At 62.1% G+C, this 25,060-nt stretch carries 19 protein-coding genes; 3 read left to right on the forward strand and 16 right to left on the reverse strand.

Annotated features, from left to right (window positions below; genetic code table 11):
* Positions 1 to 190 precede the first annotated feature (190 nt).
* Both OGM67_06580 and OGM67_06585 read left to right on the forward strand, forming a co-directional pair.
* The gene (locus OGM67_06580; GenBank protein ID UYJ35970.1) at positions 191 to 913 is read left to right on the forward strand and encodes a uracil-DNA glycosylase; all 723 of its coding nucleotides are present in this window, start codon (positions 191 to 193) and stop codon (positions 911 to 913) included.
* 82 nt (positions 914 to 995) lie between these two features.
* The gene (locus OGM67_06585) at positions 996 to 1,979 is read left to right on the forward strand and encodes a helix-turn-helix domain-containing protein (protein UYJ35971.1); all 984 of its coding nucleotides are present in this window, start codon (positions 996 to 998) and stop codon (positions 1,977 to 1,979) included.
* A gap of 141 nt (positions 1,980 to 2,120) precedes the next feature.
* On the opposite strand, the gene OGM67_06590 is transcribed toward OGM67_06585, so the two are convergent.
* From OGM67_06590 to ugpC, 10 genes are all read right to left on the reverse strand, one after another.
* On the reverse strand, positions 2,121 to 2,903 hold the full coding sequence (locus tag OGM67_06590) for a Cof-type HAD-IIB family hydrolase (GenBank protein ID UYJ35972.1): 783 nt from the start codon (positions 2,901 to 2,903) through the stop codon (positions 2,121 to 2,123).
* 10 nt (positions 2,904 to 2,913) lie between these two features.
* On the reverse strand, positions 2,914 to 3,912 hold the full coding sequence (locus OGM67_06595; GenBank protein UYJ35973.1) for an NAD(P)-dependent glycerol-3-phosphate dehydrogenase: 999 nt from the start codon (positions 3,910 to 3,912) through the stop codon (positions 2,914 to 2,916).
* A 126-nt stretch (positions 3,913 to 4,038) separates the two neighbouring features.
* Complete coding sequence (locus tag OGM67_06600) at positions 4,039 to 4,692, reverse strand: metallophosphoesterase (protein UYJ35974.1); 654 nt, start codon at positions 4,690 to 4,692, stop codon at positions 4,039 to 4,041.
* A complete protein-coding gene (locus OGM67_06605; GenBank protein ID UYJ35975.1) occupies positions 4,689 to 6,656 on the reverse strand; it encodes a BMP family ABC transporter substrate-binding protein in 1,968 nt (655 codons plus the stop codon). Before OGM67_06605 ends, OGM67_06600 begins: the two co-directional genes overlap by 4 nt.
* 83 nt (positions 6,657 to 6,739) lie before the next feature.
* Complete coding sequence (locus OGM67_06610) at positions 6,740 to 8,035, reverse strand: putative ABC transporter permease (GenBank protein ID UYJ35976.1); 1,296 nt, start codon at positions 8,033 to 8,035, stop codon at positions 6,740 to 6,742.
* Positions 8,036 to 8,138: 103 nt separating this feature from the next.
* The gene (locus OGM67_06615) at positions 8,139 to 8,759 is read right to left on the reverse strand and encodes an epoxyqueuosine reductase QueH (GenBank protein ID UYJ35977.1); all 621 of its coding nucleotides are present in this window, start codon (positions 8,757 to 8,759) and stop codon (positions 8,139 to 8,141) included.
* A gap of 14 nt (positions 8,760 to 8,773) precedes the next feature.
* The gene (locus OGM67_06620; GenBank protein ID UYJ35978.1) at positions 8,774 to 11,113 is read right to left on the reverse strand and encodes a hypothetical protein; all 2,340 of its coding nucleotides are present in this window, start codon (positions 11,111 to 11,113) and stop codon (positions 8,774 to 8,776) included.
* An 18-nt stretch (positions 11,114 to 11,131) separates the two neighbouring features.
* A complete protein-coding gene (locus tag OGM67_06625) occupies positions 11,132 to 12,883 on the reverse strand; it encodes a glycosyltransferase family 39 protein (protein ID UYJ35979.1) in 1,752 nt (583 codons plus the stop codon).
* Between the two features lie 104 nt (positions 12,884 to 12,987).
* Entirely contained in the window at positions 12,988 to 14,871 is a 1,884-nt protein-coding gene (locus OGM67_06630) for a fructose-specific PTS transporter subunit EIIC (GenBank protein ID UYJ35980.1), read from the reverse strand.
* 75 nt (positions 14,872 to 14,946) lie between these two features.
* Positions 14,947 to 16,059: a sn-glycerol-3-phosphate ABC transporter ATP-binding protein UgpC gene (gene ugpC, locus OGM67_06635; GenBank protein UYJ35981.1), complete on the reverse strand. Its 1,113-nt coding sequence runs from the start codon at positions 16,057 to 16,059 to the stop codon at positions 14,947 to 14,949.
* A gap of 122 nt (positions 16,060 to 16,181) precedes the next feature.
* Between ugpC and OGM67_06640 the strand changes: the two genes are divergently transcribed.
* On the forward strand, positions 16,182 to 16,964 hold the full coding sequence (locus OGM67_06640) for an AraC family transcriptional regulator (GenBank protein ID UYJ35982.1): 783 nt from the start codon (positions 16,182 to 16,184) through the stop codon (positions 16,962 to 16,964).
* A 218-nt stretch (positions 16,965 to 17,182) separates the two neighbouring features.
* Here OGM67_06640 and galE read toward each other — a convergent pair whose 3' ends face one another.
* The 6 genes from galE to OGM67_06670 all read right to left on the reverse strand — a co-directional run bounded on the left by galE (position 17,183) and on the right by OGM67_06670 (position 25,026).
* On the reverse strand, positions 17,183 to 18,208 hold the full coding sequence (gene galE, locus OGM67_06645) for a UDP-glucose 4-epimerase GalE (protein UYJ35983.1): 1,026 nt from the start codon (positions 18,206 to 18,208) through the stop codon (positions 17,183 to 17,185).
* 72 nt (positions 18,209 to 18,280) lie between these two features.
* Positions 18,281 to 19,213 carry an AraC family transcriptional regulator gene (locus tag OGM67_06650; protein UYJ35984.1) on the reverse strand — a complete coding sequence of 311 codons (933 nt, stop codon included), beginning with the start codon at positions 19,211 to 19,213 and terminating at the stop codon, positions 18,281 to 18,283.
* 185 nt (positions 19,214 to 19,398) lie between these two features.
* A complete protein-coding gene (locus tag OGM67_06655; GenBank protein ID UYJ35985.1) occupies positions 19,399 to 20,400 on the reverse strand; it encodes a hypothetical protein in 1,002 nt (333 codons plus the stop codon).
* A 65-nt stretch (positions 20,401 to 20,465) separates the two neighbouring features.
* On the reverse strand, positions 20,466 to 22,778 hold the full coding sequence (locus tag OGM67_06660; GenBank protein UYJ35986.1) for an ATP-dependent Clp protease ATP-binding subunit: 2,313 nt from the start codon (positions 22,776 to 22,778) through the stop codon (positions 20,466 to 20,468).
* Positions 22,779 to 22,930: 152 nt separating this feature from the next.
* Positions 22,931 to 23,602 (reverse strand): CvpA family protein, encoded by a 672-nt coding sequence (locus OGM67_06665; protein UYJ35987.1) that lies wholly within the window; start codon positions 23,600 to 23,602, stop codon positions 22,931 to 22,933.
* 80 nt (positions 23,603 to 23,682) lie between these two features.
* A complete protein-coding gene (locus OGM67_06670) occupies positions 23,683 to 25,026 on the reverse strand; it encodes a DUF5711 family protein (GenBank protein ID UYJ35988.1) in 1,344 nt (447 codons plus the stop codon).
* Between the last annotated feature and the right edge of the window lie 34 nt (positions 25,027 to 25,060).

Raw genomic sequence — 25,060 nt, forward strand, 5'->3', positions numbered from 1 at the left:
TGTTATTATACCGCATTTTTGCCGCTATTGCAACCCCTGCGGGGGTGTGATATACTTGTGAAAAATGTGTAAGGGCACCTATGTAGGGGCCGCACATGTGCGGCCCGCAACTTTCCCGTGAACGCCCGCCTGTTTTACACGCGCGGGCCGGGCATGCCCGGCCCCTACAAAGCTACCGAGGAGATTCACTATGCTTTTAACCGCCGAACTCGACAGATTATCCGCCACCGATTGGCAGCCTTTTTTTGCGCAGGAGCGCGCAAAGCCGTACTTTGCCGAGCTGGATGCCTTTGTGACGGCGGCTGCGGCGGAAAGGACCGTCTACCCCGCACCGGAGAATATCTTCGCGGCGTTTCGCGTCTGCCCGGCTGCGGCGGTGCGGGCGGTCATTCTGGGGCAGGACCCCTACCATGAGCCGGGGCAGGCCATGGGGCTTTCCTTCTCGGTGCCGGACGGCTGCAAGGCTCCGCCGAGTCTGCGCAACATCTTTAAGGAATTGGAGAGCGAGTTCGGCCCCGGCAGTGCTGCCCACACCGACCTGACGCCGTGGGCGCGGCAGGGTGTGCTGCTGCTGAACACCGTGCTGACGGTGGAGCAGGGCGCGGCCAACGCCCATGCAGGCCATGGGTGGGAGACGTTCACCCGCGCGGCGTTGGATTATGCGGCAGCGCAGGGCACCGGCCCGCTGGCCGCTGTGCTGTGGGGCAAGCCCGCACAGAAATATGCACCGATCTTTACCGGGGCCGCCGCGCGCCGCCCGGTGCTGGTACTGGAATCCGCCCACCCCAGCCCGCTTTCGGCCTACCGGGGGTTCTTTGGCTCGGCACCGTTCGGCAAGGTAAACAAATTTTTGAAAAACAACGATGCAGCGGAAATTGACTGGCGTCTGCCCGCAAACGCAACCCACAGTTGACAGATTGCCGGGGCCGATTTATGGTGTGCAACCGGGGATTCTGGTAGGATAAGGGCAAGGAAATTGAAGGAGGTACACCCAAGTGATCTTTGCAGACAAACTTATCACCCTGCGCAAAAAGGCGGGCTGGTCCCAAGAGGAACTGGCCGAGAAACTGAACGTGACCCGGCAGTCGGTCTCCAAGTGGGAGGGCGCACAGTCTGTACCTGACATTGACAAAATCTTGCAGTTGAGCTGCCTGTTCGGTGTGACGACCGACTACCTTTTAAAAGATGACGCGGCCGAGCCGGAGTACACCGAGGACGATACCTCTCCCCTGCCCCGGATGACGCTGGCCCAGGCCAACGACTACCTTGCCAAGGCCCGGGCCAATGCGCCGAAGCTGGCGCTGGCGGCGGCGCTCTGTGTCGTCTCCCCCATCCCGCTGCTGGCGCTGGGGGCGTTGAGCGAGGCCGGCCTGTTCGGCATCTGGGATGACCTGGCGGGGGGCATCGGCCTCATTGCGCTGCTGGTCATCATCGCCGCAGCGGTGGCTATCTTCATGCAGTGCAGCGCGTCAGTGCGGGCGTATGAATTTTTGCAAAAGCAGGCCATCGAGACTGAGTACGGCGTCACCGGCCTTGCGAAGGAGCGCCGCGACGCCTTTGCGCCGCAGTACGACAAGGCCAACATCCTTGGCACGGTGCTCTGCGTTTTGTCGGCGGTGCCGGTGTTTGCTGCCATGATGGTTGGTGCGTCGTTTTTGGTGTCGGCGTCCATCTGCCTGGTGCTGGCCTTGGTGGCCTGCGGCGTCTACGCCTTTGTGCGGGTAGGCACGGTGCGGGACGCCATGGATCAGCTGTTGGAGGAGGGCGACTACACCCGCCCAAACAAAGCCATCAAGAGCCGCATAAACGCGCTGACTGCCGCCTACTGGCTGGTGGTGGTCGCCATCTTCCTGTGGTACACCTTCGGCCCGGACGGAAACGGCCAGCCGCAGTACAGTTGGTTCATCTGGGCCATCGGCGGCGTGGTGTACGCCGCGCTGGTAATTGCGGTCAAGGCGTTTATGAAGAAGAATCGGTGAAAATAGCAGCACCCCCAACCAAAAACGGTTGGGGGCGTTATTTTTGTAGAGATGTAGGGGCCAGGCATGCCTGGCCCGGTCGTGCAAGGCAGACGAGCAGTTATGGCAGAGTTGCAGGCCGGGCATGCCCGGCCCCTACAATCAAATCAGATGGAAATGCCCCAACGCCTTCGCCAGACCGTCTTTCATAATATCATCCGTGACATAATCGGCGGCGGCCTTGACCTCCTCGCAGGCGTTGCCCATCGCTACGCCGATGCCTGCGTATTCCAGCATCGTCACATCGTTGCCGCCGTCACCGAAGGCGATGCACTGCTCCCGCGTCAGCCCAAGATGTGCCAGCGTGTGGGCCAGGCCGTTAGGCTTGCCGCCGCCCTCGGGTAGGATATCGCAAAAATCATCCTCCCAGCGCACAGCCAGGCAGCCGGGGCAGCGGCGCAGGAACTCGGCCTCCTTCTCCGGCGGCAGGAACGCGCTGAGCTGGTAAATATCCTCGTGCTGGATCAGCGCGGCAACATCCCCGGCCCCCAGCTCCAGCTTTTTGGCAAAGTCGCGGCTCCAATCGTTGATAAGGTTGAACCGGCAGAAGTCCTTGCCTACAAAACCGACGGACAGCTGTTCTTTTTCAATGTACGGCAGCAGCGTTTGCAGCGATGCCGCCGGGATATACTTGCTGTACAGCAGCTCGCCATCGGCCAGGTAGCAGTACTGGCCGTTCATCGTGACATAGCCGTCAAAGGGGGTGCCGTCCAGCGCGTGCAGGTACGGCAGATGTACCGGCGGGCGGCCGGTAGCAATAAACGTTTTGACGCCGTTTTTGCGCAGCCGGGCCAGCGCGTCCACCGTTGAGGCGGGCAGGTGCTTGGCCTCAAAAGGCAGCAGTGTACCGTCAATGTCAAAAAAGGCAATCTTGATGTCAGCCATGCAGTACCTCTTACTCCCGTTTCAGGCTGCGGCCCATCAGGGACATCAGGGCGCTGCGGGCCTTAAGCTTGCCATCAAGGATGGCCTCCACAGCCTGCACGATGGGCATTTCGACTTTGTACTTTTTGGCAAGGTGGCAGGCGGCGGGCAGCGCGTTGATGCCCTCGACCACCTGCCCGACCTCGGTCTTGGCCTGCTCCACGGATTTGCCGCGGCCGATGAGCATACCGGCATGCAGGTTGCGGCTGTGCATGCTGGTGCAGGTGACGATCAGATCGCCCATGCCGGACAGGCCCGCAAAGGTCTCGGGCTTGCAGCCCATGGCGGCCCCGAGGCGGGCCAGTTCGGCGTTGCCGCGGGTGATAAGGGCGGCCTTGGCGTTGTCACCGTAGCCAAGGCCGAGGGCAATACCCACGGCCAGTGCGATGACATTCTTGATCGCGCCGCCCAGCTCGGTACCGCGGCGGTCATCGTTGGTATAGACGCGGAAGGTCGGCGTGTTGAAGATTTTCTGGACGGTCTTGGCGGCCTCCTCCTCTGCGCAGGCGGCCACGATGGCGGTGGGCATATCGCGGGCAACCTCCTCGGCATGGGTGGGGCCGGACAGCGCCACGACCCGCGCCTTGCGGCCGGCCTTGGCAAGCTCATCCTCAATGATCTCGCTCATCGTCATCAGGGTCTTGTCCTCAACGCCCTTGGCCACATCCACGATCAGCTGGCCATCGGGGATGTGCGGCGCAGCCTTTTTGGCGGTGGCGCGCACAAAGGGGGACGGCACGGCAAACAGCAGAACATCGCGGCCGGCGCAGGCCTCGGCAATGTCGGCGGTATAGTGCATTGCGGCAGGCAGCTCCATGCCGGGCAGGTTGGGGTGGCGGTGGGTGGTACTGAGGGCTTTCAGCTCGGCGGGGATGGCGCTCCATACCGTGACATCCTTGCCATGGACGGCCAGCAGACGCGCGAGCGCGATGCCCCAGGTGCCTGCACCGAATACTGCGATTTTTGTCATGGGAATAGTTCTCCTTGTTTGATGAAGTTGGCCGTGCCGCCTGATAGGAGCCGGACATGTCCGGGCCTCAGCGTGAAAGGCAGAAGTATGCCCACGGGAAGGCCGAGGGCGAGGCGTGCCTCGCCCCTACAGGGCACTCCGTCCCAGCAGCGAAGCAAACAGACGATGGCGGGGCTTGACGGCGGGCGGCTCGGCATCAAGATAGACGCGCTCATAGCAGTTCACGATGCGGGTCGTGCCGTACTGCTGCTCACGCGGGATGGAAGCGCCGTAGCTCAGGTGGATATGTCCGTGCAGCATCAGCTGCGGGTGGTAGCGGTCCAGCAGGACCGAAAACGCAGTAAACCCACGGTGCGGCAAATCGGTCAGATCGCCGTAGCCGTGCATCGGCGCATGGGTCACAAGAATATCAAGCCCGCCGTGGCGGTCGATCTTGCCGCGCAGGCGGTTGACCCGCTTTTTCATCTCGGCCTCGGTAAACTGCCAGGCACCGGTGCGGTAGCGGCAGCCGCCGCCCAGCCCGGCGATGCGCAGCCCGTTGTGAACATAGACATCATCATCAATGCAGATGACGCCCTGCGGCGGGCGCAGGTCATAGCTTTCATCATGGTTGCCGTGGACATACAGCACCGGCATGGGGGCCATCGTTGCCAGATATTCCAGATAATGGCGGTTCAGATCACCGCAGGCGATGATCAGATCAACGCCCGCGAGCTTGTCCGGTGTGAAATAGTCCCACAGGGCTTTGCACTCCTCATCGGCGATGGCTAAGATCCTCACAGCTCGGCCTCCTTCTCAACGGGGAGAAGGTCGCGGTGAATGCCCTGCATCCGGTACATCGGCTTCGATACCTCGGCCAGCTCGTCATATTCGGGGATGTGCCCGTCCACGGCATCGCAGAGATAGTCCATGTGGGCGATCTGCTCAAGGTCAAGGCCGTGGCGGCCGCTGTTCTTGACGCTGCCGTCCTGTGCTGTGATGCGGCAGTGGAACGGGTCGATCATGCCGGAGGTCACGCCGTTGCGCAGGATCTGCGCCAGATGGGTGACATCGGGCGGCAGCTCACGGCTGAGCAGTACATCCATGACGCCGCTGTTCATGCCCCACCAGTAGTTGACGGCGCGGCCGTCGGTGCCGGACTTATCCCGCACCCAGCCGCCGTTCAGAACGGTGCGGATGACATTTTCATAGAACTGGCCCCAATGCCAGAACGGGGTGGCCAGATCCTGCAGCACGCCGCCGGGCCCGACCAAAAAGGTGCCGAACTCCCGCTGGGGGCGGTTGGGTGTCGGTGCATCGCGGCCCGAGATGACGGAGATTCCCTTCTGGGTGAAGGTATGCAGCGGGTCGGTCTGGTCGGGCAGGCAGGTCCACAGCAGTTCGATCCGGGCGCGGGGGTTTGCCATGCGTGCCCCCAACGCAAAGGCGTTGATGTTGGCGGGCATGCCGTAGCTCGGATAGTCCGCCACATAGCCGATGCGGTCCCCCGCTGCCATGGCACCGGCGATGGCGCCGGTGATGAACTTGGCCTCGTATACGCGGGTGTAGTAGGTGCGGATGCTCGCGTAGGGCATCTCCATCGAGCAGTTCAGAATCCGCACCTGCGGGTGCTTGACGGCGGCGCGTAAGGACGCGCCCACCAGCTTGGGGCTGGTGGTAAAGACAACATCGGCCCCATCGGTGATGGCCTGCTCGACCAGTGCATCGGCATTCTCGCCGGGGACGGCGTTGAAGTAGGCAACCGTCTCGACCTGCCCCTCAAACACGGTGTCCAGCTGGGTGCGGCCGAACTCATGCTGGCTCGTCCAAGAGCTGGTCCCCGGGGTGCGCTCATGCACAAAGGCAACCTTCAGGTGGCTGGGGGCGGTGCGCTTGCCGGGCAGGATGCGATCCAGCAGGCCGGCCTGCTTCGGCTCGGCGGGCTTGTCGCTGACCTGCACGGGGTCACCCTTCTGCAGGGCCAGCACATCGTCCCACAGGGCATCCAGTTTTTCGCTCAGCTCGCTCGGGCTGGAATCGGCCAGCTCCTTCATGGTGTAGACGCGCAGCAAAAGCAGCAGCACATCACCCGCCGTGACGCTGAGTTTGGCACCGCGGTGGGCCAGAAACGCCTTCTCGACCCAGTTGTAGAGCGACATGATCTCGACGCGGTCCTCATCGCTCCACTTTTCATCAGGTCCCTTGCCGAGAATCTTCTGCAGGCGGGCATAGCTGCCGGGCTTGGTAAAGGTCAGCAGATAGGTCTGGGTGATGGGATAATAGTGCATGAACTCGTAGTACATCTGGACGGTGGGGTCCTCGCTGTACTGCGGCACGATGCGGATGACATTGCCCAGAATGCTGGTCGCGTCAAAGTATTTCAGCACACTGACGCGCTTGTTGCCCTCCTGCACATAGAAGCGGCCCATATACTCATAACAGCGGATGGGGTCGCGGATGCCCTCTTCCAGATGAGACAGGCAGAGGTTGACCCACTTACTGGCAAACTCGGTCTTGAGGTCCAGCAGCGGCATAAAGTTGGATGCGAACGCTGCGGTGCGGCCAGTCGTTTTGGTGCCCACCAGCAGATTCAGCGGGATATCCACCTGGCCGAGGGGAATTTGATTTTCCACCGGGACATTTTGCAGGATATCGTCCAGTACAGGCAGAAACGGCGATTGCCCGGCAAGCATTTTCTCCCGGTAATCGCGCAGTGCCAGCTTTTGGGCTTTCAGGTACAGTTCATTTCCCTCGTTGCGGTTCACAGCCGGTCGCCTCCTCGATTCTTATACAACAGATACAAAATTATTATAACACATATGTGCGGAATATACAAAGATTTTTGCAATTACCCTGTATGCACTGCCTTCGGGTACACCTTATACATTCGGTCATTGTCGTAGTGCTCGTCTAAATAAGTTTCGATGCTGTTCGCGGCGGGAACGCCGTTCAGGCGGTCGTTGTAGCGCACCAGCGCAGCCGAGCTGACGAGCATATCCGCAGCCATGAACACGCAGAGCGCCCAGGTCAGCACCGTGCCGAAGCGGCGGGGCAGCTTTTCGATGGCGGCAGAAATCGGCGGGTACAGCACTTTGAACCACGCCACCGCCGCAAAGCCCCAGAAGAAGCAGTAGAGAAGATTGATACGGCCGCCCAGATTGAACGGGATGGCGCTGTAGTCCCAGAACACCGCGCCGAAAACGACCTCGGTAAAGACGCTGCACAGATACTCATACGCACCGCCCAGCAGTGTGCCGGTCACGAAAAGCCAGCTGGCAGGCTTGTCCTTGTAACGGTAGAGCAGCTGGGTGACCAGTGCGATGGCAAGGCCCCATACGATGGAGAAGGGACCCCACACAACGCTGGAACGGCTCATCCACTCGCCGCCGGTGACGCGGCAGAAGATCGTCTCGGTGATGTCGCCGAGGAACGCGCCGATGAAGAACAGTAAAATAATTTTATACGGGCTGCACCCGGCGGCAAACGTGTCGGTCTGCTGCCGTTTGGGGCGCACAAAGGTCAGTGCGGGATGGGCCTTCGCCATACGGCGCTCGACGTGGTCGAGAATCCACATGCCGCCGCGGACGGTCAGGTTTGCCAGACGGTTTTCAACAGCCGCGGCGGCGGGCCAGCGGTAGCGCAGACCGGCCATGGCCAGCAGCGTGCCGACCAGATCGACGCAGAACACGACGAGCGCGGCCAGCAGCACAACAACCCAGATGCCGCGCGGCACAAGGCTGTACAGCGCCAGCAGCAGCGGGTTGCCCCACTTGAGCATGATGACGCCCAGCACGCCCCATGTGACGGATGCGCCCAAACAAATGTAACCGTCCAGATTGAAGGGCTGGGTGCTGTAATCCCACCAGCGGGTGTGGGAGGTGTATTCAAGGATGTGGCCGCCGATCCACTCAATGACGGTGGCGTAGACGGCGCTGAACACAAAGAGGAAGAACCAGCCGTCCCGGATGTCGCGCAGCGCAAAGGTGATGACCAGCGCGCCGATGCCGTACAGGATGCAGAGCGGGCCGCTCAGCACGCCGCGGTCCTGATATTTGCGGTGCACGACGGCGGTAAAGAGGACTTCCCCCACCCAGCCGAGGAACGAGTAGGCGAAGAAGAGAAAAACAATTTGATAGAAGGTCATAGGGGGCTCCTTTCATAACACGGTAGGGGCCGGACATGTCCGGCCCGCAGCATAAAATTTACAGCACAACAGTGGGAGGTGCAGGGCCGGGCATGCCCGGCCCCTACTTTGCAGTGGCTTCCCTCTCCCGCTTGCTGAACACGCACCCGCAGTAATCCTGCCGGTACAGGCCGTACTCGGCGCTCAACTGTAAGCTGCGCTTGTAGCCGTCCTTTTTGCGGAACTCACTGGGCAGGAACGGCACGCCGTACTGCCTGCCCAGCTCGGTGCCAAGCTCGTTCAGCCGCACGGGGTCCTTCATCGGGGAGATCGAGAGCGTTGTGCAGTACCAGTCAAAGCCGTGCGCGGCAGCATAGCGGGCGGCCTGCTCCAGCCGCAGCCGGTAACAAACGGTGCAGCGTGCGCCCTTTTCCGGCTCATTTTCCAGCCCCTTGACGGCGGTGTAAAACTCCTGCGGGTCGTAGGGCAGCTCAATGACGGGATAGTGATACCCCGCCTGCTCGACAAAGCGCTCCAGCTCGGCCTCGCGGCGGTGATACTCCTGCGGCGGGTAGATGTTGGGGTTGTAGTACAGGACGGTGATGTCGAAATGGGCAGCCAGCCGCTCAAGCGTAGCGCTTGAGCAGGGCGCGCAGCAGGCATGCAGCAGCAGCCGCGGCCGCGTGCCATCCAGCGTGCGCAGGACCTTTTCCATCTCCAGCTGATAATTGATGCGATTGGGCATAGGTGAAACCTCGTTTAAACGGTGGCGGCGGCGCGGCGCTTGCGGCGGGCAAGCACGGCATAGCCGATAAGCCCCAGCAGACTGGCGGCGGAGATCGCCTCAAAGCTGCGCCAGTAATCGGGCGCATGATACCAGACACGGATCGTGCCGGTGTAGCCTGCGGGAATCGTCAGCACAATGCGTTCATTCTCGCCGCTGGTGATGGAAAAGGGCTGACCGTTTTCATCGGCGGCATAGTAGTTGCCGTAGTTAAAGATGGGCAGCGAGATGGCGGCCTCGGCTCCCTCGTTCTGTACAGTCAGGCAGGCAACGCCGCGTTGCTTTTCATAGCGGACAAGATGCAGCGCATCGCTGCCGGGCTTGGGCTGCGCCCAGATCGTTTCATAGGCGCTGGTACCGTCGATTATGTACTCGCCAATGGCAACCGTTACGGAAGGATCGGCCACGGAATAGACATTGCGGGGAACCTCGCCCTGCTCAGTCAGTATCTGGGCCTGCATTACGCCGGTCATCAGCAGGGCAGAAGCTGCCAGCACAACGGCTGCAGCCCTGCCGAGGGCCTGATGCTGCCCCGCCAGCAGACGGATGGCAATGAGCGTTGCCAGACAGAGCAGTACCGTGGCCAGAGAAAGAAAGCGCCACGGATACTGGAACATCCCGGCCAGCTTGCCTGCCGTGCGTCCCAGCGCCGATTGCACATAATCCCAAGGGAAGATATGCAGCGACAGGAAAACCGTAAAGACAAAAAAGCCGGCTGCTGTGTACAGAATGCTGAAATAGCGGTCCTTTTCACTGTGCTGGGTAAGCAGGCAATAGCAGACCAGTGCAAGGCCCAAAATCAGCGGAAGGCCGAGGGAAAGTGTCATATCCGTGCTTGTGCCGCTGCTTGTGCCGCCAAACCCGGTGCCGAACGGGCTGAGCAGCTGCATTATATACAGCCCCTGCGACTGGATCTTTCCGATGAAAGATCCGTTGACCATGAATGGAATGCTTGCACCAGAGATAAAAAACGGTACAAGATACCATGCGCTCAGCCCTGTTGCGAGCAGCGCTGCCTTGATCCAGGCCAGCAGCCGTGTGGGGGATAGGGTGTCCCGCAGGTGCAGCAGGCAAAAGACGGCCAGCAGCAGTGCCGTCAGCTCGCAGGAGAGCAGATGGCTTTGCACCATGGCGGCCATGCCCAGTGACATAGGCAGCCAGTCCGCAAAGCGGGGCTTATCCTTCGTATAGATGCCGTACAGGCCGAGCAGCACCAGCGGGAAGAACGCCATGGCGGTGAACTCGCCCACAGCAGCGCGGGTGTAGACGCAGACAAGCCGATAGCAGGACAGTGTGTAGAGCATTGCCCCCAACAGCCCAAGACGGCGGCTCTCGGTAATGCGGCCAAAGCTGAAATAAGCGATCAGGCAGGTGGCCAGTGTGACTGCAAAGATGTATATCTGATAGCAGGTGCGCAGCGGCAGCCACAGATTGTACAGTAGTGCAGGCAGAAGCAGAAACAGCTCACAATAGCAAAGAGGGTTTGCATAGCCGTAACCGTTCAGGGTGGTGGTAGTCAGGCGTACCGGAAACTGCCCGTAGGAAAGCTCGGCTGCCATAGCGGTGATGCGCTGCAGATGGTAGTCCAGATCGTGGCCGACATAAAGATAATTGCTGAACAGCGGCAGACAGGCTAAGACCGTGATGCCCAGCAGACACAGCGGCAGGCGGAGCTCCCGGCGGTGGGCAGCGCCTCTCTCCCCTGTCCGGGCAAACAGCAGCCAGAGCAGGGCATCGGCTGCCGCAAAGCAGAACAGCCAGCAAAACAGGCGGGTCAGCCGGTAGATGGGCTGTTCAGTCAGTGTGACGGCATAAAGGTAAAGCTGCCCCTGACGATAGGTCAGGGTGGCCGTCAGATCCTGCAGTGCAGCGCCACTGCTGACCCACAGACGGGAGGTCTGCGTGCGGTGGCAATCGTCCAGCCGCAGCGTGTCAAAGGAAACGGCAGCAGGTACCATTTCGCTGGAAAAATCCAGCGTGCCGGCAGAGTTGAGCAGGTTGAAGGTGGGGGCATCCGGAGTCTGGCAGGAAAAATAGGAGACGGTGACTTCATACGCTCCGGCGCGCAGCGCCTGCCCCTGACTGGAAAAAGTGATGGGCTCCTCACTGCGGAAGTCGATCTGGTTCCAGACCTTCAGGCCGTCCGCATCCTCGGCAGCAATATCGGGGAAGCGGTTCTCGAACAGATCCGGTGTCAGAGTCAGCTTATACGGTGCGCCGAACAATCCGGCAATCAAGGTACAGAGCACAGCCAGTTCGGCTGCCAGCAGGACAGCGAACAGCTTATTGCGCTTTAAAAAATGAAAAAGCTTCATAACTCATTGCCCCGTTTCTCAGCCGTCCCAGATCATGAGCTTGGCGTTCAGGATGGAGGTGTCCTCCACGGTGGCAAGGTAGTCGCCGTTGGCATCGCGGTCGGTGCGGGTGCAGTCGAGCAGGCAGATGGAACGGGCCTCCTCGGTGCCGTCAGGTAGGCGGACCTTGTATTTGATGACCGCATTGTCGGGCACCAGCGCACCCTGCACAAGGATCTGCACACCGTCCATCAGGTCACTGTCAGCACTCTGCAGACGGCCGCACCAGGCAAGGTCGTACCCGCCGTAGTTCCGGTAGGTCTGGTAGGCGTAGGTGCTGCCTGCGGGCTGCTCGTCCCCGGCGGTCATGAACCGCGCACGAAGGGTGCGGCCGGTAAAGCGGCTGAAGAATAAGCTCTCGGCGTCGCTGTTGCCGTCCCAGACATTCTCATTGCAGAGGATCAGATCATCCTCCGTCACGCCATCGGCCAGACCGGCCTCGATCGAGCGGACAAAAAACTGGTAGGCGGCCAGATTCTCCGCATGGTGGGTGCGCACCACGCCGCGCAGGTAGCTGCCGTTCAGGCAGAGGGCTGCAGCAAAGGCGGCAGTCAGTGCCAAACGGGCTGTGAGCGAGACGAACTGCGGCAGATGCATACAGGCGTTGGCCAGCAGCGCCAGCAGTGCGGCCGCCAGCAGGGCAAACCCGATGGAGGATGCCGCTGCCGGAATGTAGCCCCACTGCCAGGTGATGGCCTCAGGCTGCTGGTAGCGGGAAGAAAGCGCCAGCAGCAGGGCCGGCAGTGCCCAGAATGCAAAGCCTAGCCCGGCCAGAGCGCCGAGCGTTTTGGCGCGCAGCTTGTCCCGCGGAACGGCAAAGAAGAGCAGCAGCCCGGCGGCCAGGCCCAGCACCAGCGGCCACAGGCGGTCGCCGTTTGAAATCACGCCGCAGTCCTCCTGCAGCAGGCGGGAGTTCAGCCCCGGGATGGAGGCAGCCATCTGCTGCACCGTCACCCGCAGAACAACGGGCAGATCGAGCGATACCGGATTGCCGCTGCCGCCGTTGCGGCCGCTTAAAACATGAAAGACGAGCGCAGCGCCCATACCGCCCAGCACGGGCGCGGAATGGCAGAAACCGGCCTTAAAGCTGCGGCTGCGCAGGCACCAGACGATGAGTGCGAGCGCGGCAAAGACATAGCCGATCTCATAGGTGCCGCAGGCCAGAAAGGACAGCGCAGCACCCAGCACAGCCCAGCGGCGGTGGCGGGTCGTTTCCCACGGGAAAAGGCAGAGCCATGCCGCCATGGCCCAGAACAACGCCCGCTGCGGCACGGCGTAGTAGCTGTACATGCCCTCGTTCCAGATGGGGGCTGCCGCCAGCGCCAGCGTAAAGCCGGCCAGCGCCAGTGCATCACCGCTGCCGAACCGCCGTACCACGCGGCTGACCAGAAAGGCCGCCGCACCGGTAAAGGCGATGATATACAGCCGGTAGCTGCTCAGACTGCCATAGAACAGCAGCGCCACGGCGTTGGGGTAGTGAAAGGGGAAAAACCGCGGCTCCTGCAGGGTGAAATACCGCAGACGGCCCTGCAGATCCTGCAGAAGAAACTGCGCGTAGGGCATACGGTGCAGATCAAACAGCCATTTGTTCAGCGTCAGCTTGTCATCGCCCTCGGGCGGGATGCTGATCGTAACGCGCAGATACAGCACACCCACGGCAAAAATCAAAAGATAGGCTGCCGCCATAAGCAAGCGGCGGTAGCGCCGGCAGAAAGTTCTGACCTGTTCCATAAGGGCAGGGTCCTCCTCGCTCGTAAAAAATCACATATATATCCAAGTATAGCATAAAGCCCCGTCATGCGCAACGCACAACAGGGCTTTTGTCGAATACATTATTATTGTTTGAGTGGCTTTTTCAGCAGGCCGAGCAGCAGTGCCGCCAGCAGGCTTCCGCCGAGCAGCGCACCCAGAAAGCCGAGCGGATTTCCCATTACGGGTAGCAGAAACAATCCGCCATGGGGGGCGGGGCAGCCGCAGCCGAGGAAGATGGCCAAAAAGCCTGCCAGCGCACTGCCGGCAATACAGGAGGGGCCGACACGCAGCGGGTCGCGCAGGGCGAAGGGCAGAGCGCCCTCCGTCACGAAGGAAAGTCCCATGATCGCAGTCTGGGGCACGCTGCGGCGCTCCGAGGCGGTGAATCTTGTCGGGAACAGCATACAGGCCAGCGCCAGCCCCAGCGGCGGGACCATGCCGCCCGCCATGACGGCAGCCATAAGATCATACTGCAGGGTGACCAGTGCCAGTGTGCCGCTGACATAGGCGGCTTTATTGATCGGCCCGCCGTAGTCGGTGGCCATCATGCCGCCCAGAAGCGCGCCCAGCAGTAGGCGGCTGCCGCCCTGCATCTTGGACAGGCAGAGCGACATCCACCGGTTGAAGCGGCCCAGCGGCGGATTGACGACCATAAGCATCAGCCAGCCGATGAACAAAAGACTGCATGCGGGGACGAGCAGCCCGGTCCTTATGTGGCTCAGCTCCTGCGGTATCCGGTCGAGCAAACGGTTTAGCAGCAGCACGATCAAACCGGCGGCAAAGCCGCCGATCAGTGCCCCCCAGAAGCCGCTTGAGATCCAGCTGAGGTTGGTGAGCGTGGTTGTGCCCATCTGTGCCAGATAGCCGCCCAGCAGGCCGGGCATAAAGGCGGGGCGGTCCCCGATGCTGGACGCGATGAAGGCAGCCAGCACGGGGTACATCATGACAAAGGCCGCAGAGCCGACATTTTTCATCATCATCGTCCAGCTGGCAGGCAGGCCGAGCTGCTGCGACAGCAGCGACAGCGCTGTGATGACGCCGCCCGCCACCACAACGGGGATCATGTGAGAAACGCCGTTCATCAGGTGGCCGTAGCCTTCGCGGCCCAGCTCCCGCAGATCACTGGTTCGGAAGGCGTGTCCGCCGTGGTAGATGGGCGCCTTGCCGGAGACGGCCTTTTCCAAAAGGGCATCCGCGTCCCGCACGGCGTCCCCGGCCGAGGCGTAGACGAGCCGTTTGCCCACGAACCGTGCCATCGACACGGCCCGGTCCGCCGCTACGATGATGCAGTCGGCGGCACGGATATCCTCCTCGGTCAGCGCATCCCCTACCCCGTCCGCGCCGTTCGTCTCGACCTTGATCGAGAAGCCGCGGGTCTGGGCGGCCCGCTGCAGGGCCTCGGCGGCCAGATAGGTGTGGGCAATGCCGGTGGGGCAGGCGGTCACACCCAGTAGCCGGTAGCCCGGTTCATCGGTGGTCTGGGGCGGCGGTGCTGCAGGGTCATCCTGCGCCTCGCGCTCGGCCACCGCGCGGCAAAAGGCCTCCGGGGTCGTACTCTCGCGCAGGTGGGTGCAGAAATCTGTATCGAGAAACAGGGTGGCCAATTCAGCCAGCACCTGCACATGCAGGTCATTGGCCTCGGCCGGGGCGGCGATCATCACCAGCATCTGCAGCGGCTTGCCGTCCGGTGTGTCGCAGGCCAGCGGCGGGTCCAGCGTCAGGGCCGCCAGCTGCAGCCGCTTGACGGAGGCGCTTTTGGCATGGGGGATGGCAAGGCCGTTGCCCACGCAGACACCGCCCAGCGCCAGCCGGGCGCGGACATCCGCAGCAAATGCGGCGGTATCCGTCAGATTCTCGGTGCCGTCAAGCAGGGCGACCAGCTGCTGGACCGCGCCCTCCAGCGAGTCTGCCCGCTGGTGCAGTGCGACACACTCCGGCCGCAGATAATTGGCGATGCGCATAGCCATTTCCTCCATTGTGCGGTGCTGCCTTAGCAAAAAAGCGGTTCCGCCGCAACGGAACCGCTGTATAATGCGTGTGAATTAGTTGAGCAGGGTCTTCTCGCTCTCGGGATCGAACAGATGGATCTTATGGGTGTCCATAGCAACCACGATCTTGTCACCACGGCGGGACTTGGAGGTGGGAGCAACACGAGCCATCAGGTTCTGGCCCTGATAGGTCAGGTACAGGTAGATCTCAGCGCCCATCAGCTCGGAGACCTCAACCTCGGCGTTCAGGTGGCTGGTGGAGTGCTTCTCAAGGAACTCCTCGTCGTCCTTGATGTCCTCAGGACGGATGCCGACCTTCAGGGTCTTGCCGACGTAAGCGTCCAGCTTGCCGTCCGCAGTCTTTTCCTTCGGCAGAGGAATGGTGGTGCCGGCCAGATCGACAGTGTACTGGTCGCCGCTCTTCTGCAGGGTGCCATCGAGGAAGTTCATCTGGGGGCTGCCGATGAAGCCTGCGACGAAGATGTTGCAGGGATAATCGTACAGGTTCTGCGGGGTATCAACCTGCTGGATCATGCCGTCCTTCATGACGACGATACGGTCGCCCATGGTCATGGCCTCGGTCTGGTCATGGGTAACATAGATGAAGGTGGTAGCCAGCTTCTTGTGCAGCTTGATGATCTCGGTGCGCATGCTGGTACGCAGCTTAGCGTCCAAGTTGGACAGAGGCTCATCGAGCAGGAAGACGGCCGGGTTACGGACCATGGCGCGGCCCAGCGCAACACGCTGACGCTGACCACCGGACAGAGCCTTCGGCTTACGGTCGAGCAGGTGCTCGATCTCCAGAATCTTGGCAGCCTCGCGGACGCGCTTGTCGATCTCGTCCTTGGGCATCTTGCGCAGCTCCAGACCGAAAGCCATGTTCTTGTAAACGGTCATGTGCGGGTACAGGGCGTAGTTCTGGAAGACCATCGCGATATCGCGGTCTTTCGGGGGAACATCGTTGATCAGGCGGTCGCCGATGTACATCTCACCGCCGGAGATCTCCTCCAGACCGGCGATCATGCGCAGGGTGGTGGACTTGCCGCAGCCAGAGGGACCGACGAAAACGATAAATTCCTTGTCGGCGATCTCAAGGCTGAAATCGGGAACAGCAACAACATTGCCGGGGTAAACTTTCTTGACGTGACGGCAGCTGATGGAAGCCATAATGCTCATCCTCCAAAATATATTCAGTGGGTTTCAGCCCGGGTAGAGCGGGCTGTTTCTGTTGACATGATTATAATAACAGGTTATAATCTATTTGAAAATAGCATTTTATTGATATAGAGGTGCTGAAATTGATATTTGACCCGGAAATATATTGCAGCGCAGCCGAAGTCGCTGAACTGGACGGCACGGAGCCGCTTACCCTGACCGGCTCCGGCCTGTGGGTGGGGGTGCTGTCGCGCGGGGTCTGCCTTCTGGACGGGTTTGACCGCCCGGGGCAGAGCGGGGATATCCTGCTGGGGGCTGCGCCGCTGACACTGACCCCCCGGACGGACTGTCACCTGCTGGGGGTGCGGCTGGCAGGCCGCTGTACAGATGCGTACCTGCTGCAGCTGGGTGCGCCGCGCTGGGCGGACGGTGCGGCCTGCCCCGGCGCGGCCGAGCTGCTGGCCCAGCTGCACGGCGTCCGCACGCCCGCAATGGCCTATGCACTGCTCTGCGCCATAGACAGGGCCGATGAAACGGCGCGCCCCCTGCCGCCGCTGGTGGCCGAGGCGGTGGCGGCCATCCGGCAGAACTATATGGCGCTCTACGGCGTCGAGGAACTGAGCGAGCAGCTGGGCGTGACCAAAAGCCATCTTGTGCGGGTGTTCAAGCAGGAGATCGGTGTGCCGCCGGGCAAATATATGACGAATGTCCGCATCGAGGCCGTCAAGTCGCTGCTGCTGACCGATGAGTACAATCTGGAGATGATCGCGGGGCTGACCGGCTTTTCGGGGGCAAACTATCTGTGCCGGGTGTTCAAGCGGGAGGTAGGCCTCTCCCCTGCTGCGTGGCGCGCCGCAGCCGCCCCGCTGCCCGCCGTCCCCAAGCTGCCGCCGAGAAGTCAGGAAATGTATGTGTAAAAAAGAAAGGCTTCCCCCTTGGGGGAAGCTGTCAGCGGCTCCGCCCGCTGACTGATGAGGGGCAACCTTGCCATTGCAACCCGTTTACGGGCAGCTGTGGCAGACCCGTCCCTCATCCGGCCTCGGTCGGGGCCTCGGCCACCTTCCCCCGCGGGGGAAGGCATACAAAACAAATGCCCGATGCGTCACCGCATCGGGCATTCTTACTTTATGCAGTTTTATTTCGCGGTCTTATACCCATCCGGGTTGTGGCTCTGCCAGTTCCAGCTGTGGGCGCACATCTCCTCGATGCCGTACTGTGCCTCCCAGCCCAGCTCGCGCTTGGCCTTGGAGGGGTCGCACCAGCACTCGGCAATGTCGCCGGGGCGGCGCGGGTCGATGACATAGGGAATCTCCTTGCCGCAGGCCTTGCTGAACGCATGGATGACATCCAGCACGCTGTAGCCATGGCCGGTGCCCAGGTTGCAGATGAAGAGACCGGGCTTCTCCGCCAGCTTCTTGACAGCCGCCACATGGCCGCGGGCCAGATCCACGACATGGATGTAGTCGCGTACGCCGGTGCCATCGGGGGTCGGGTAGTCGTTGCCAAAGACATGGACCTTCTCCAGCTTGCCGACAGCGACCTTGGCGATGTAGGGCACGAGGTTGTTGGGGATGCCGTTGGGGTCCTCGCCGATCAGGCCGGACGGATGGGCACCGATGGGGTTGAAGTAGCGCAGCAGCGCAACATTCAGCTCGGGGTCGGCCTTGCAGCAGTCGGTCAGGATGCGCTCGGTGAACACCTTGGTGGTGCCGTAGGGGTTTGTGGTGCCGCCCACGGGGAAATCCTCGCGGATGGGCACGCTGGCGGGGTCACCGTAGACGGTGGCAGAGGAGGAGAAGATGATGTTGTGGCAGTTGTGACGGCGCATGACATCCAGAATGTTCAGCGTGCAGGCCAGATTGTTGGAGTAGTACTCGATGGGCTTGGAAACGCTCTCACCAACAGCCTTGTAGGCGGCGAACTGGATCACGCAGTCGATGTCCTCGTTCTCGGCGAAGATCTTCTCAACGGCAGATTTGTCGGTCATGTCAGCCTCGACAAAGCGGAAGTCCTTGCCTGCGATCTGCTTGACGCGGGCCAGAGCCTCGGGGCAGGAGTTGTAGTAGTTATCGGCCACGACAATGTCGTACCCAGCGGCCAGAAGTTCCACACAGGTGTGGCTGCCGATGTAACCGGCGCCACCGCTTACCAGAATTGCCATAACATTCGTCTCCTTATAATTTATGATTTTGTTGCCTTCAGATGAGCGGTTCATCTGTCTTTACTTTGTATTTTACTCTTTCTGCGGGCTTTCTGCAATAGGTGTTTTTGATTCTGGTTTGCCTTTTTGTTGCCTGTTTTGCCGCCGGGCGGGCAGCCCCTGCTGGATGCGGCGGTAGGCGGACGGCGTGTGGCCTGTGGCGGCGCGGAAGCGCTGGCTGAAATACGCGCCCGAGCAGTACCCCATCTGGGCGGCAACCTCGCCGGGGGAGGCACCGCGCGCCAGCAGTTGGGCCGCATATTCGATGCGCATGGCGGAAAATTCCTCCATCGCGGTGCGGCGCAGCCGCGCGCGGAACGCCTGCTGCAGCTGGGGGCGGGTGCAGCCCAGTGCTGCGCATACCTCGTCCACCTTCAGCTCCCGCGTGAGGTTGGCGGCAAAGTAGGCGCGCGCATCCTCGACCAGCACATACTGGCGGCGCTCCCGCCGTACACGGGCTACCGGACGCTTGGTGCGGCGGCAGCGGCGGGCCAGCAGGATCAGCAGGTTTTCGAGATGGATGATGAACTGCTGCATGGCTCCGAAGGGCAGATCCTCCTTTACGATGGGAGGCTCGCCCCGCACGGGGGCGGCGTCAAACACCGTATTGGCGGTATTAGCCAGCCAGTCCAGATCATGCTGCTCGGTCGGCTCAGCGTGCAGGATCGTGCCGCGGAACCGATCCATCGCCGCGCCGGTACAGTAAAAATCAATGCGCAGCGTTTCGGGCGGGACCTCCCCCACCGTGGTCATGGCGAACACCTCGCCGGGCTGGTGGAACAAAAGGCCGCCCGCCCGCAGCAGCACGCGGCGGTCATCGCAGCGTTCCTCGATGGTGCCGCTGCACACATAGATCAGCTGCCACGCCTGCGTCTGGCGCGGCGGAAAGGAGTCGTCGGCGCGCCACTCCGAGGTGTGTGCTGCGGGAACGGCCTCCACCCGCAGCGGAAAAACATCATTCAGCATGTGGGGCTCCTCCCAGTTTCATTGGACGAGTGGCTTCCCCCTTGGGGGAAGCTGTCAGCGGCTCCGACCGCTGACTGATGAGGGTAGCCTTGCCGCTATTGCCCGTTTACGGGCTGCTGCGGTACACGCGCCCCTCATCCGGCCCTGCGGGGCCACCTTCCCCCAAGGGGGAAGGCAAGGATTTATCACACCGCTACCGCTCCCGGCCATGCATCCGTTGTCGGCTCCTCGCTGTCCGCAGTCCCATGCCGGAACACCCCCGGCTCCACCTTGCCCAGCGCCGGGAACTGTTCCAGCTCGGGGCAGCTCTCTGCCAGACCGAGACAGTAGGCGGTCAGCGGGCTTATCGTCTTGCTGATCGCATCGAACCGGCTTGTGCCGTCCGCCTCGTAGGTGCTGAGCATGATATCGTCAGGGTAGGTTTCCTCGACATAGGCGGTGAGGGTGGCATCGACATAGGGGTCGCTGCTGCCCTCGTAAAAATCGGGTGCGCCGAAGAGGTGCAGGATCTCGTGGGCAAAGGTGGCTGGGGACTCCGGCTCGCCATCGGTGTAGGCGTCGGTCTTGTACAGGCAGCTGTACTCATAGTAAAAGGACGCTCCGTCATCGGCATAGTGGGCCATCGTGAAAGAGGTGCCGCTGATGGGCAGATAGAACAAAAACGCGATCTGCCGCGCTCCGTAGACCGCCAGACGGCTGTCTGCAGCCAGCGACTCGCACAGGGCGTCCATCTCCTCAAGAAAGGCGGTGCTTTCCTCAGAGTTTTCACCGCCCCGGATGGCTGACTGCAGCAGGTAGCTGCGGGTCAGGGCGGCATCGCTGCCGTCCTCGCTGCGGTCGCAGATAAGCTGCGGCGCAGCGCCGTAGCCGGCTGCCTGTGCGTTGATCCAGTCCACGGCCATCCCAGTGCGCTGCACAGCGGCGGCGCGATCCTCCGCGTCCCAGGTGCAGCCATGGGCGGCATCGTTGAGAAATACATTGACCAGCACGGTCGGGTCGGTCAGCAGCGCAGCGCTGCCGTAGCGCTGCTGCTCCTCGGTAAAGGCGGGTGTCGGCTCCGGCGTCGGCGTGGCGGAGGGTGCCTCGGCGCGGGGCAGCTCCGCAGGGATGCGCTGCACCGAAACGCGGGCCGTGCAGCTGCAGAGCAGCGCTGCGGCCAGCACAAGGGCCGCGATCTTTTTATACATGATATAACCCCGTTCGGGCGCTGCCGCAGCATTCCGGAAATACGCGGGAGCTGTGCGGCAATGCCTTATATATCCAGTACAGCTTTTCCGTCGCGGTCAACCAGCGCAAGCGTGACCTCGCTGCCGTTCAGGCGGCCGTCCACCAGCGCATTGGAGATCGGGTCCTCGATGGTTTTGCGGATGGTGCGGCGCAGCTCGCGTGCGCCGTACTTGGCGGAGCTTTCGGCAACAATGTCCGCAAGGGCGGGCTGGTCGTAGTGCAGCGTGATGCCGTGGGCAGCAAGACCCGGCTTGTACTCATCCAGCATCAGCGCGGCGATCCGCTCAAGATCCTCCTCGCTCAGCGGGCGGAAGGTGATGATCTCATCCACACGGCCGATGAACTCGGGCCGCAGAAACTCCTGCAGCGCCTTCATGCTGCGGTCGGCACTGGCCACCTCGGCCTTTTTGCCGAAGCCGGTCGCGCCGCTCTGGTCGGTCGAGCCGGCGTTGGAGGTCATGCAGATGACCGTGTTGGAAAAGTCCACCGTGCGGCCCTGTGCATCGTTGATCTTGCCCTCGTCCAAAATCTGCAGCAGGATGTTCATGACATCGGGGTGCGCTTTTTCGATTTCGTCAAACAGCACAACGCTGTAGGGGTGGCGGCGCACCTTCTCGGTCAGCTGCCCGGCCTCATCGTAGCCGACATAGCCCGGAGGCGAGCCGATCAGACGGGACACCGCATATTTTTCCATATATTCGCTCATGTCGATCGAGATGAGCGGGTCCACTGTGTCAAAAAGCTGGTTGGCCAGCTGCTTGACCAGCTCGGTCTTGCCGACACCGGTCGGGCCGACAAAGATAAAGCTGGCGGGGCGGTGGCGGCCGGACAGGTCGGCGCGGGCGCGCTTGATGGCACCGGCCACGGCGTGGACGGCCTCGTCCTGCCCGATGATGTGCGCTTTCAGGGCATCCTCCAGCCCCTGCAGGCGGCCGTACTCGGTCTCCTTGATCTTGACGGCGGGCACGCCGGTCCACAACTCAATGACCTGCGCCACATCGTCCATTGTGACCTCGATCTCAGCGGCCTTCAGCTGCAGAGCAGGCAGCTTTTCGCGCTGCTGCGCCAGATCGGTTTTGACGGCGGCAAGTGCCTCGTAGTCGATGGCGGCGTCCTGACCGTTCTGCGGCTCGGGATTCTCCAGCTCATGCTCGCGTGCCTCCAGCTCCGTGACCTTGCGCTGTGTCTCCAGCAGCTCGGTAATCTCGGGGTGGCGCAGGTTGCAGCAGGCACAGGCCTCGTCCAGCAGGTCGATGGCCTTGTCGGGCAGGAAACGGTCGGTGATATAGCGCTCCGACAGCTTGACGATGCTGGTGACGATGGCGTCCGGCACACGGACGCAGTGGTGCTTCTCGTAATAGATGCGGATGCCCTTGATGACCTCGATCGTATCCAGCAGGGACGGCTCCTCGACCTTGACGGGCTGGAAACGGCGCTCGAGCGCGGAATCCTTCTCGATATATTTGCGGTACTCGGCAAAGGTGGTCGCGCCGATGACCTGCATCTGCCCGCGGGAGAGCGCGGGCTTCATGATGTTGGCAGCATTCATCGAGCCGTCCGAATCGCCCGCGCCCACGATGGAGTGGATCTCGTCAATAAACAGAATGATGTTGCCGGCGGCCTTGACCTCGCTGATAAGGCCCTTGACGCGCTGCTCAAACTGGCCGCGGAACTGGGTGCCTGCCACAAGGGAGGTCATGTCCAGCAGGTAGATCTCCTTGTCCTGCAGCCGCGCGGGAACCTTGCCCTCGGCGATGCGCTGGGCAATGCCCTCGGCGATGGCGGTCTTGCCGACACCGGCCTCGCCGATCAGACAGGGGTTGTTCTTCTGACGGCGGCAAAGAATTTGAATCGTGCGGTAAATTTCACGGTCACGGCCGATGATGCGGTCGGTCTTGCCGTCCCGGGCCTTCTGGGTCAGATTCTCGCAGTAGGTTTCGAGGAATTTGCGGCGGGGAGCCTTTTCCTTCTTGCCGTTTTTGGGCTTGGCGTCGTCCTTGTTCTGGCGCGCACCGAAGCCGAACGGGAACACAGGGCTGCCGCCCGGCACAAAATCGTCCTGCGCGGCGGCGTCATCGCCGGTCTCGGCCTCCTCGCTGCCCATCATGGGGGCAAGCATACCGGAGTCGGCAGCCTCCTGCAGGAAGCTGCCCATCCGCTCCTCCATATTTTCCAGATCCTGATCCGACATGCCGAACTGCTTCATCAGGTCGTCCACAGGCTGGATGTGCATGGCGCGGGCGCAGGTCAGGCAGTAGCCCTCCTGAACAGGCTTGCCGTTTTCAAGCCGCTGCACAAAGACAACGGCGGGGCGTTTTTGGCATTTAACACAAAGCATATACTTCACCTCTATAAAAAGTGCCGCATGGGCACGCTGGATTGCTGAAAATTGTAGGGGGCGGCGTCCTCGACGCCCCGCACCACCTTATTACTATTATTAAACAAACCCTGCCAAATTGCAAGTTTTGGCGGGGCTTGTTCAAAAAATGTTTAATAATGGACTAAAAACGGGTTGAACGCGCCGAAGAAGCTGTAGCCGATGCTCTGCTGCAGCGCGGCGGGGGTCAGCCAGTCGAACTTGCCTGCGGTGATGCCGGCCGCAAACCATAGGGCCAGCGCCACGAGCCAGCAGTCCAGCGCGCCGGTGACAAGGCCCAGACAAAGCCCGAGCAGGCGGTTGGCCCCGCCCAGCAGCGGCAGCGCATTGACGCCGCGCAGCAGCCGGACCAGCAGGGCGAACACCCAGCGCACGATCAGGCAGAGCAGCACAAAAAGCACGACCTGCACAAGCGGCAGGAACAGCGGCTCCAGCAGGGCGGTGAGCTTTTCGGGCAGCTGATCTCCGGCGGTCTGCAGCGCGTTGGCGGCAGCGGTGCGCAGCGATTCGGGCAGGAAATCCAGCTGCTGCAGGGCGGCGGCGATGTCCCCGCCGGACTGGGCTACGGCCTCATTGACACGGGCAGTCACGGAATCGCTGAAAAAGCGGGTGTAGACCTCGGGGGCGAGTGTGCGGCTGCCCCAGACGGCAACGCCGACGCCCAGCACCGCGCCGACCAGTTCGGTCAGACCGGCGAGAAAACCCTTCTGCCAGCTTTTGACGGCGGCAAACGAGAAGATGGCAAGAAAAAGAAAATCATAGATAAGCGCAGGTGAAAAGGACATAGACAGGTACTTCTTTCTCAAAAAAATCAAAGGCAATTTCCGGCTGCCCGGGAATACGGCAGGCGCCGCGCAGCCCCATGCTACGAGCCGCCCTCCAGCACCTCCGCCCGGCTGCCCGTGAACAGCAGCGGCTTTGCGGCGTTCACAACCGCCAGCGGGCGGGAGGCAAGGTCACTGTACACCCAGTTCTGCACGCCGTCATAGCCGTAGCACTCCACGGCATCGGGGCAGAGCAGGTAGATGTCGGTATCCGTGGCCGACACACCAAAGGCCTGCCGGGCCGGTATCTCGGCCATGGGGGTCAGGGTCTCCGACAGGGTGACAAGGTTGTTGCCGCCGCGCACCGTCAGCAGCAGGGCGGTCTGGCGGCGGCCGGGTGCCACGCTCTGCAGCGCAGCCCCACCGTAGTCATAGCGGGCGGTCTCGGTGCCGGTCGTGGGGTCCAGCACGGCAAGGTAGGTGTCGAACACCGCCATGACCCGCCGCTCACTCTGCCAGTCAAGCCGCAGGAGCATGCTGCCCTGATCGGCGGTGTAGACAGGGCCTTCGGCGTTGGCGTCCATACTCATAAAATAGACCGAGCAGCTCAGCTGCCCCTCCCGGGCGCTGAGCATACCGGCGGCGAACCGGCGGCTGTCAGGGGAGAAATCCAGTGCGATCGGCGTACCGGCGGACTGGGTCATCTCCCAGCTGTACAGCAAATGCAGCGAGGGGTCAAACACCTGCACCTGCGCGGCGTAGCGGCCCGACTCCGTGACAACGGCAAGCGAATTGTTGTTGGACATGGCACAAAGCAGGATGCCCGCGTCAAAGCTCTGGGAATAGAGTGTCCGGGTCCGGCTGCAGATCGTCAGCTCGTTTCCGGCGCGGTTGTACACGGCAAAATGGGTGCCGCCCACGGCCAGCACAGGCCGCGCGTAGGAGGGCTGCAGACTGAGGATCTTGGCGCCGTAGGCCGAATAGACAAGCACATCCTCGGCCCCCAGCTCGACAAAGCCGCCCGCAAGCGGCTCGATCTGCAGCGGCTCGCTGATGCCTGTGGTGGCGGGCCAACTGCCGTCTGTGCGGTTGATATAGAGCAGCGCACTGTCCACCGTATCCCCCAGCATGGCGAGGGAGGCCGACAAGGCGCCTGTCAGCACGGTGATGGCAACGGCCAGCACGGCAATGAGCACGCCGAAGAATACCCGCCGCCGGTGCTGCCGCTGCTTGTAGAGCGGCGTCAGGGATTTGAGCCGCGCGCCGCGCTCCCCTGCTGCGGGGTCGGCGGTCTTTGGCGGCGGGGCGGCGCGGCGCACCGGCTTGGGGGTGCGCAGACTGATGTCCCCGCTGGTGCCGCGGATGCCTGCCTCGGGGGCCTGCCCCTGCTCCCGCGCCAGCATCCGCTGCCGCCGTGCCAGGCGTTCTTTTTCTGCCTTGTTCATCGGGCAGGCTCCCTCCTTTCGTGCGTATCTGTAG

It is taken from the genome of Oscillospiraceae bacterium (genome assembly GCA_025757985.1).
In the GTDB taxonomy this organism is placed as follows: Bacteria; Bacillota; Clostridia; order Oscillospirales; family Ruminococcaceae; genus Gemmiger.

Bases quoted from the DNA above. Each gene is read 5' to 3' on its own strand.
- OGM67_06655 (UYJ35985.1), bottom strand. From the start codon at position 20,400: ATGTATAAAAAGATCGCGGCCCTTGTGCTGGCCGCAGCGCTGCTCTGC.
- OGM67_06670 (UYJ35988.1), bottom strand. From the start codon at position 25,026: ATGAACAAGGCAGAAAAAGAACGCCTGGCACGGCGGCAGCGGATGCTG.
- galE (UYJ35983.1), bottom strand. From the start codon at position 18,208: ATGGCAATTCTGGTAAGCGGTGGCGCCGGTTACATCGGCAGCCACACC.
- OGM67_06610 (UYJ35976.1), bottom strand. From the start codon at position 8,035: ATGACCTTCTATCAAATTGTTTTTCTCTTCTTCGCCTACTCGTTCCTC.
- OGM67_06620 (UYJ35978.1), bottom strand. From the start codon at position 11,113: ATGAAGCTTTTTCATTTTTTAAAGCGCAATAAGCTGTTCGCTGTCCTG.
- OGM67_06650 (UYJ35984.1), bottom strand. From the start codon at position 19,213: ATGCTGAATGATGTTTTTCCGCTGCGGGTGGAGGCCGTTCCCGCAGCA.
- OGM67_06595 (UYJ35973.1), bottom strand. From the start codon at position 3,912: ATGACAAAAATCGCAGTATTCGGTGCAGGCACCTGGGGCATCGCGCTC.
- OGM67_06590 (UYJ35972.1), bottom strand. From the start codon at position 2,903: ATGGCTGACATCAAGATTGCCTTTTTTGACATTGACGGTACACTGCTG.
- OGM67_06625 (UYJ35979.1), bottom strand. From the start codon at position 12,883: ATGGAACAGGTCAGAACTTTCTGCCGGCGCTACCGCCGCTTGCTTATG.
- OGM67_06630 (UYJ35980.1), bottom strand. From the start codon at position 14,871: ATGGCTATGCGCATCGCCAATTATCTGCGGCCGGAGTGTGTCGCACTG.
- OGM67_06615 (UYJ35977.1), bottom strand. From the start codon at position 8,759: ATGCCCAATCGCATCAATTATCAGCTGGAGATGGAAAAGGTCCTGCGC.
- OGM67_06660 (UYJ35986.1), bottom strand. From the start codon at position 22,778: ATGCTTTGTGTTAAATGCCAAAAACGCCCCGCCGTTGTCTTTGTGCAG.
- OGM67_06580 (UYJ35970.1), top strand. From the start codon at position 191: ATGCTTTTAACCGCCGAACTCGACAGATTATCCGCCACCGATTGGCAG.
- ugpC (UYJ35981.1), bottom strand. From the start codon at position 16,059: ATGGCTTCCATCAGCTGCCGTCACGTCAAGAAAGTTTACCCCGGCAAT.
- OGM67_06665 (UYJ35987.1), bottom strand. From the start codon at position 23,602: ATGTCCTTTTCACCTGCGCTTATCTATGATTTTCTTTTTCTTGCCATC.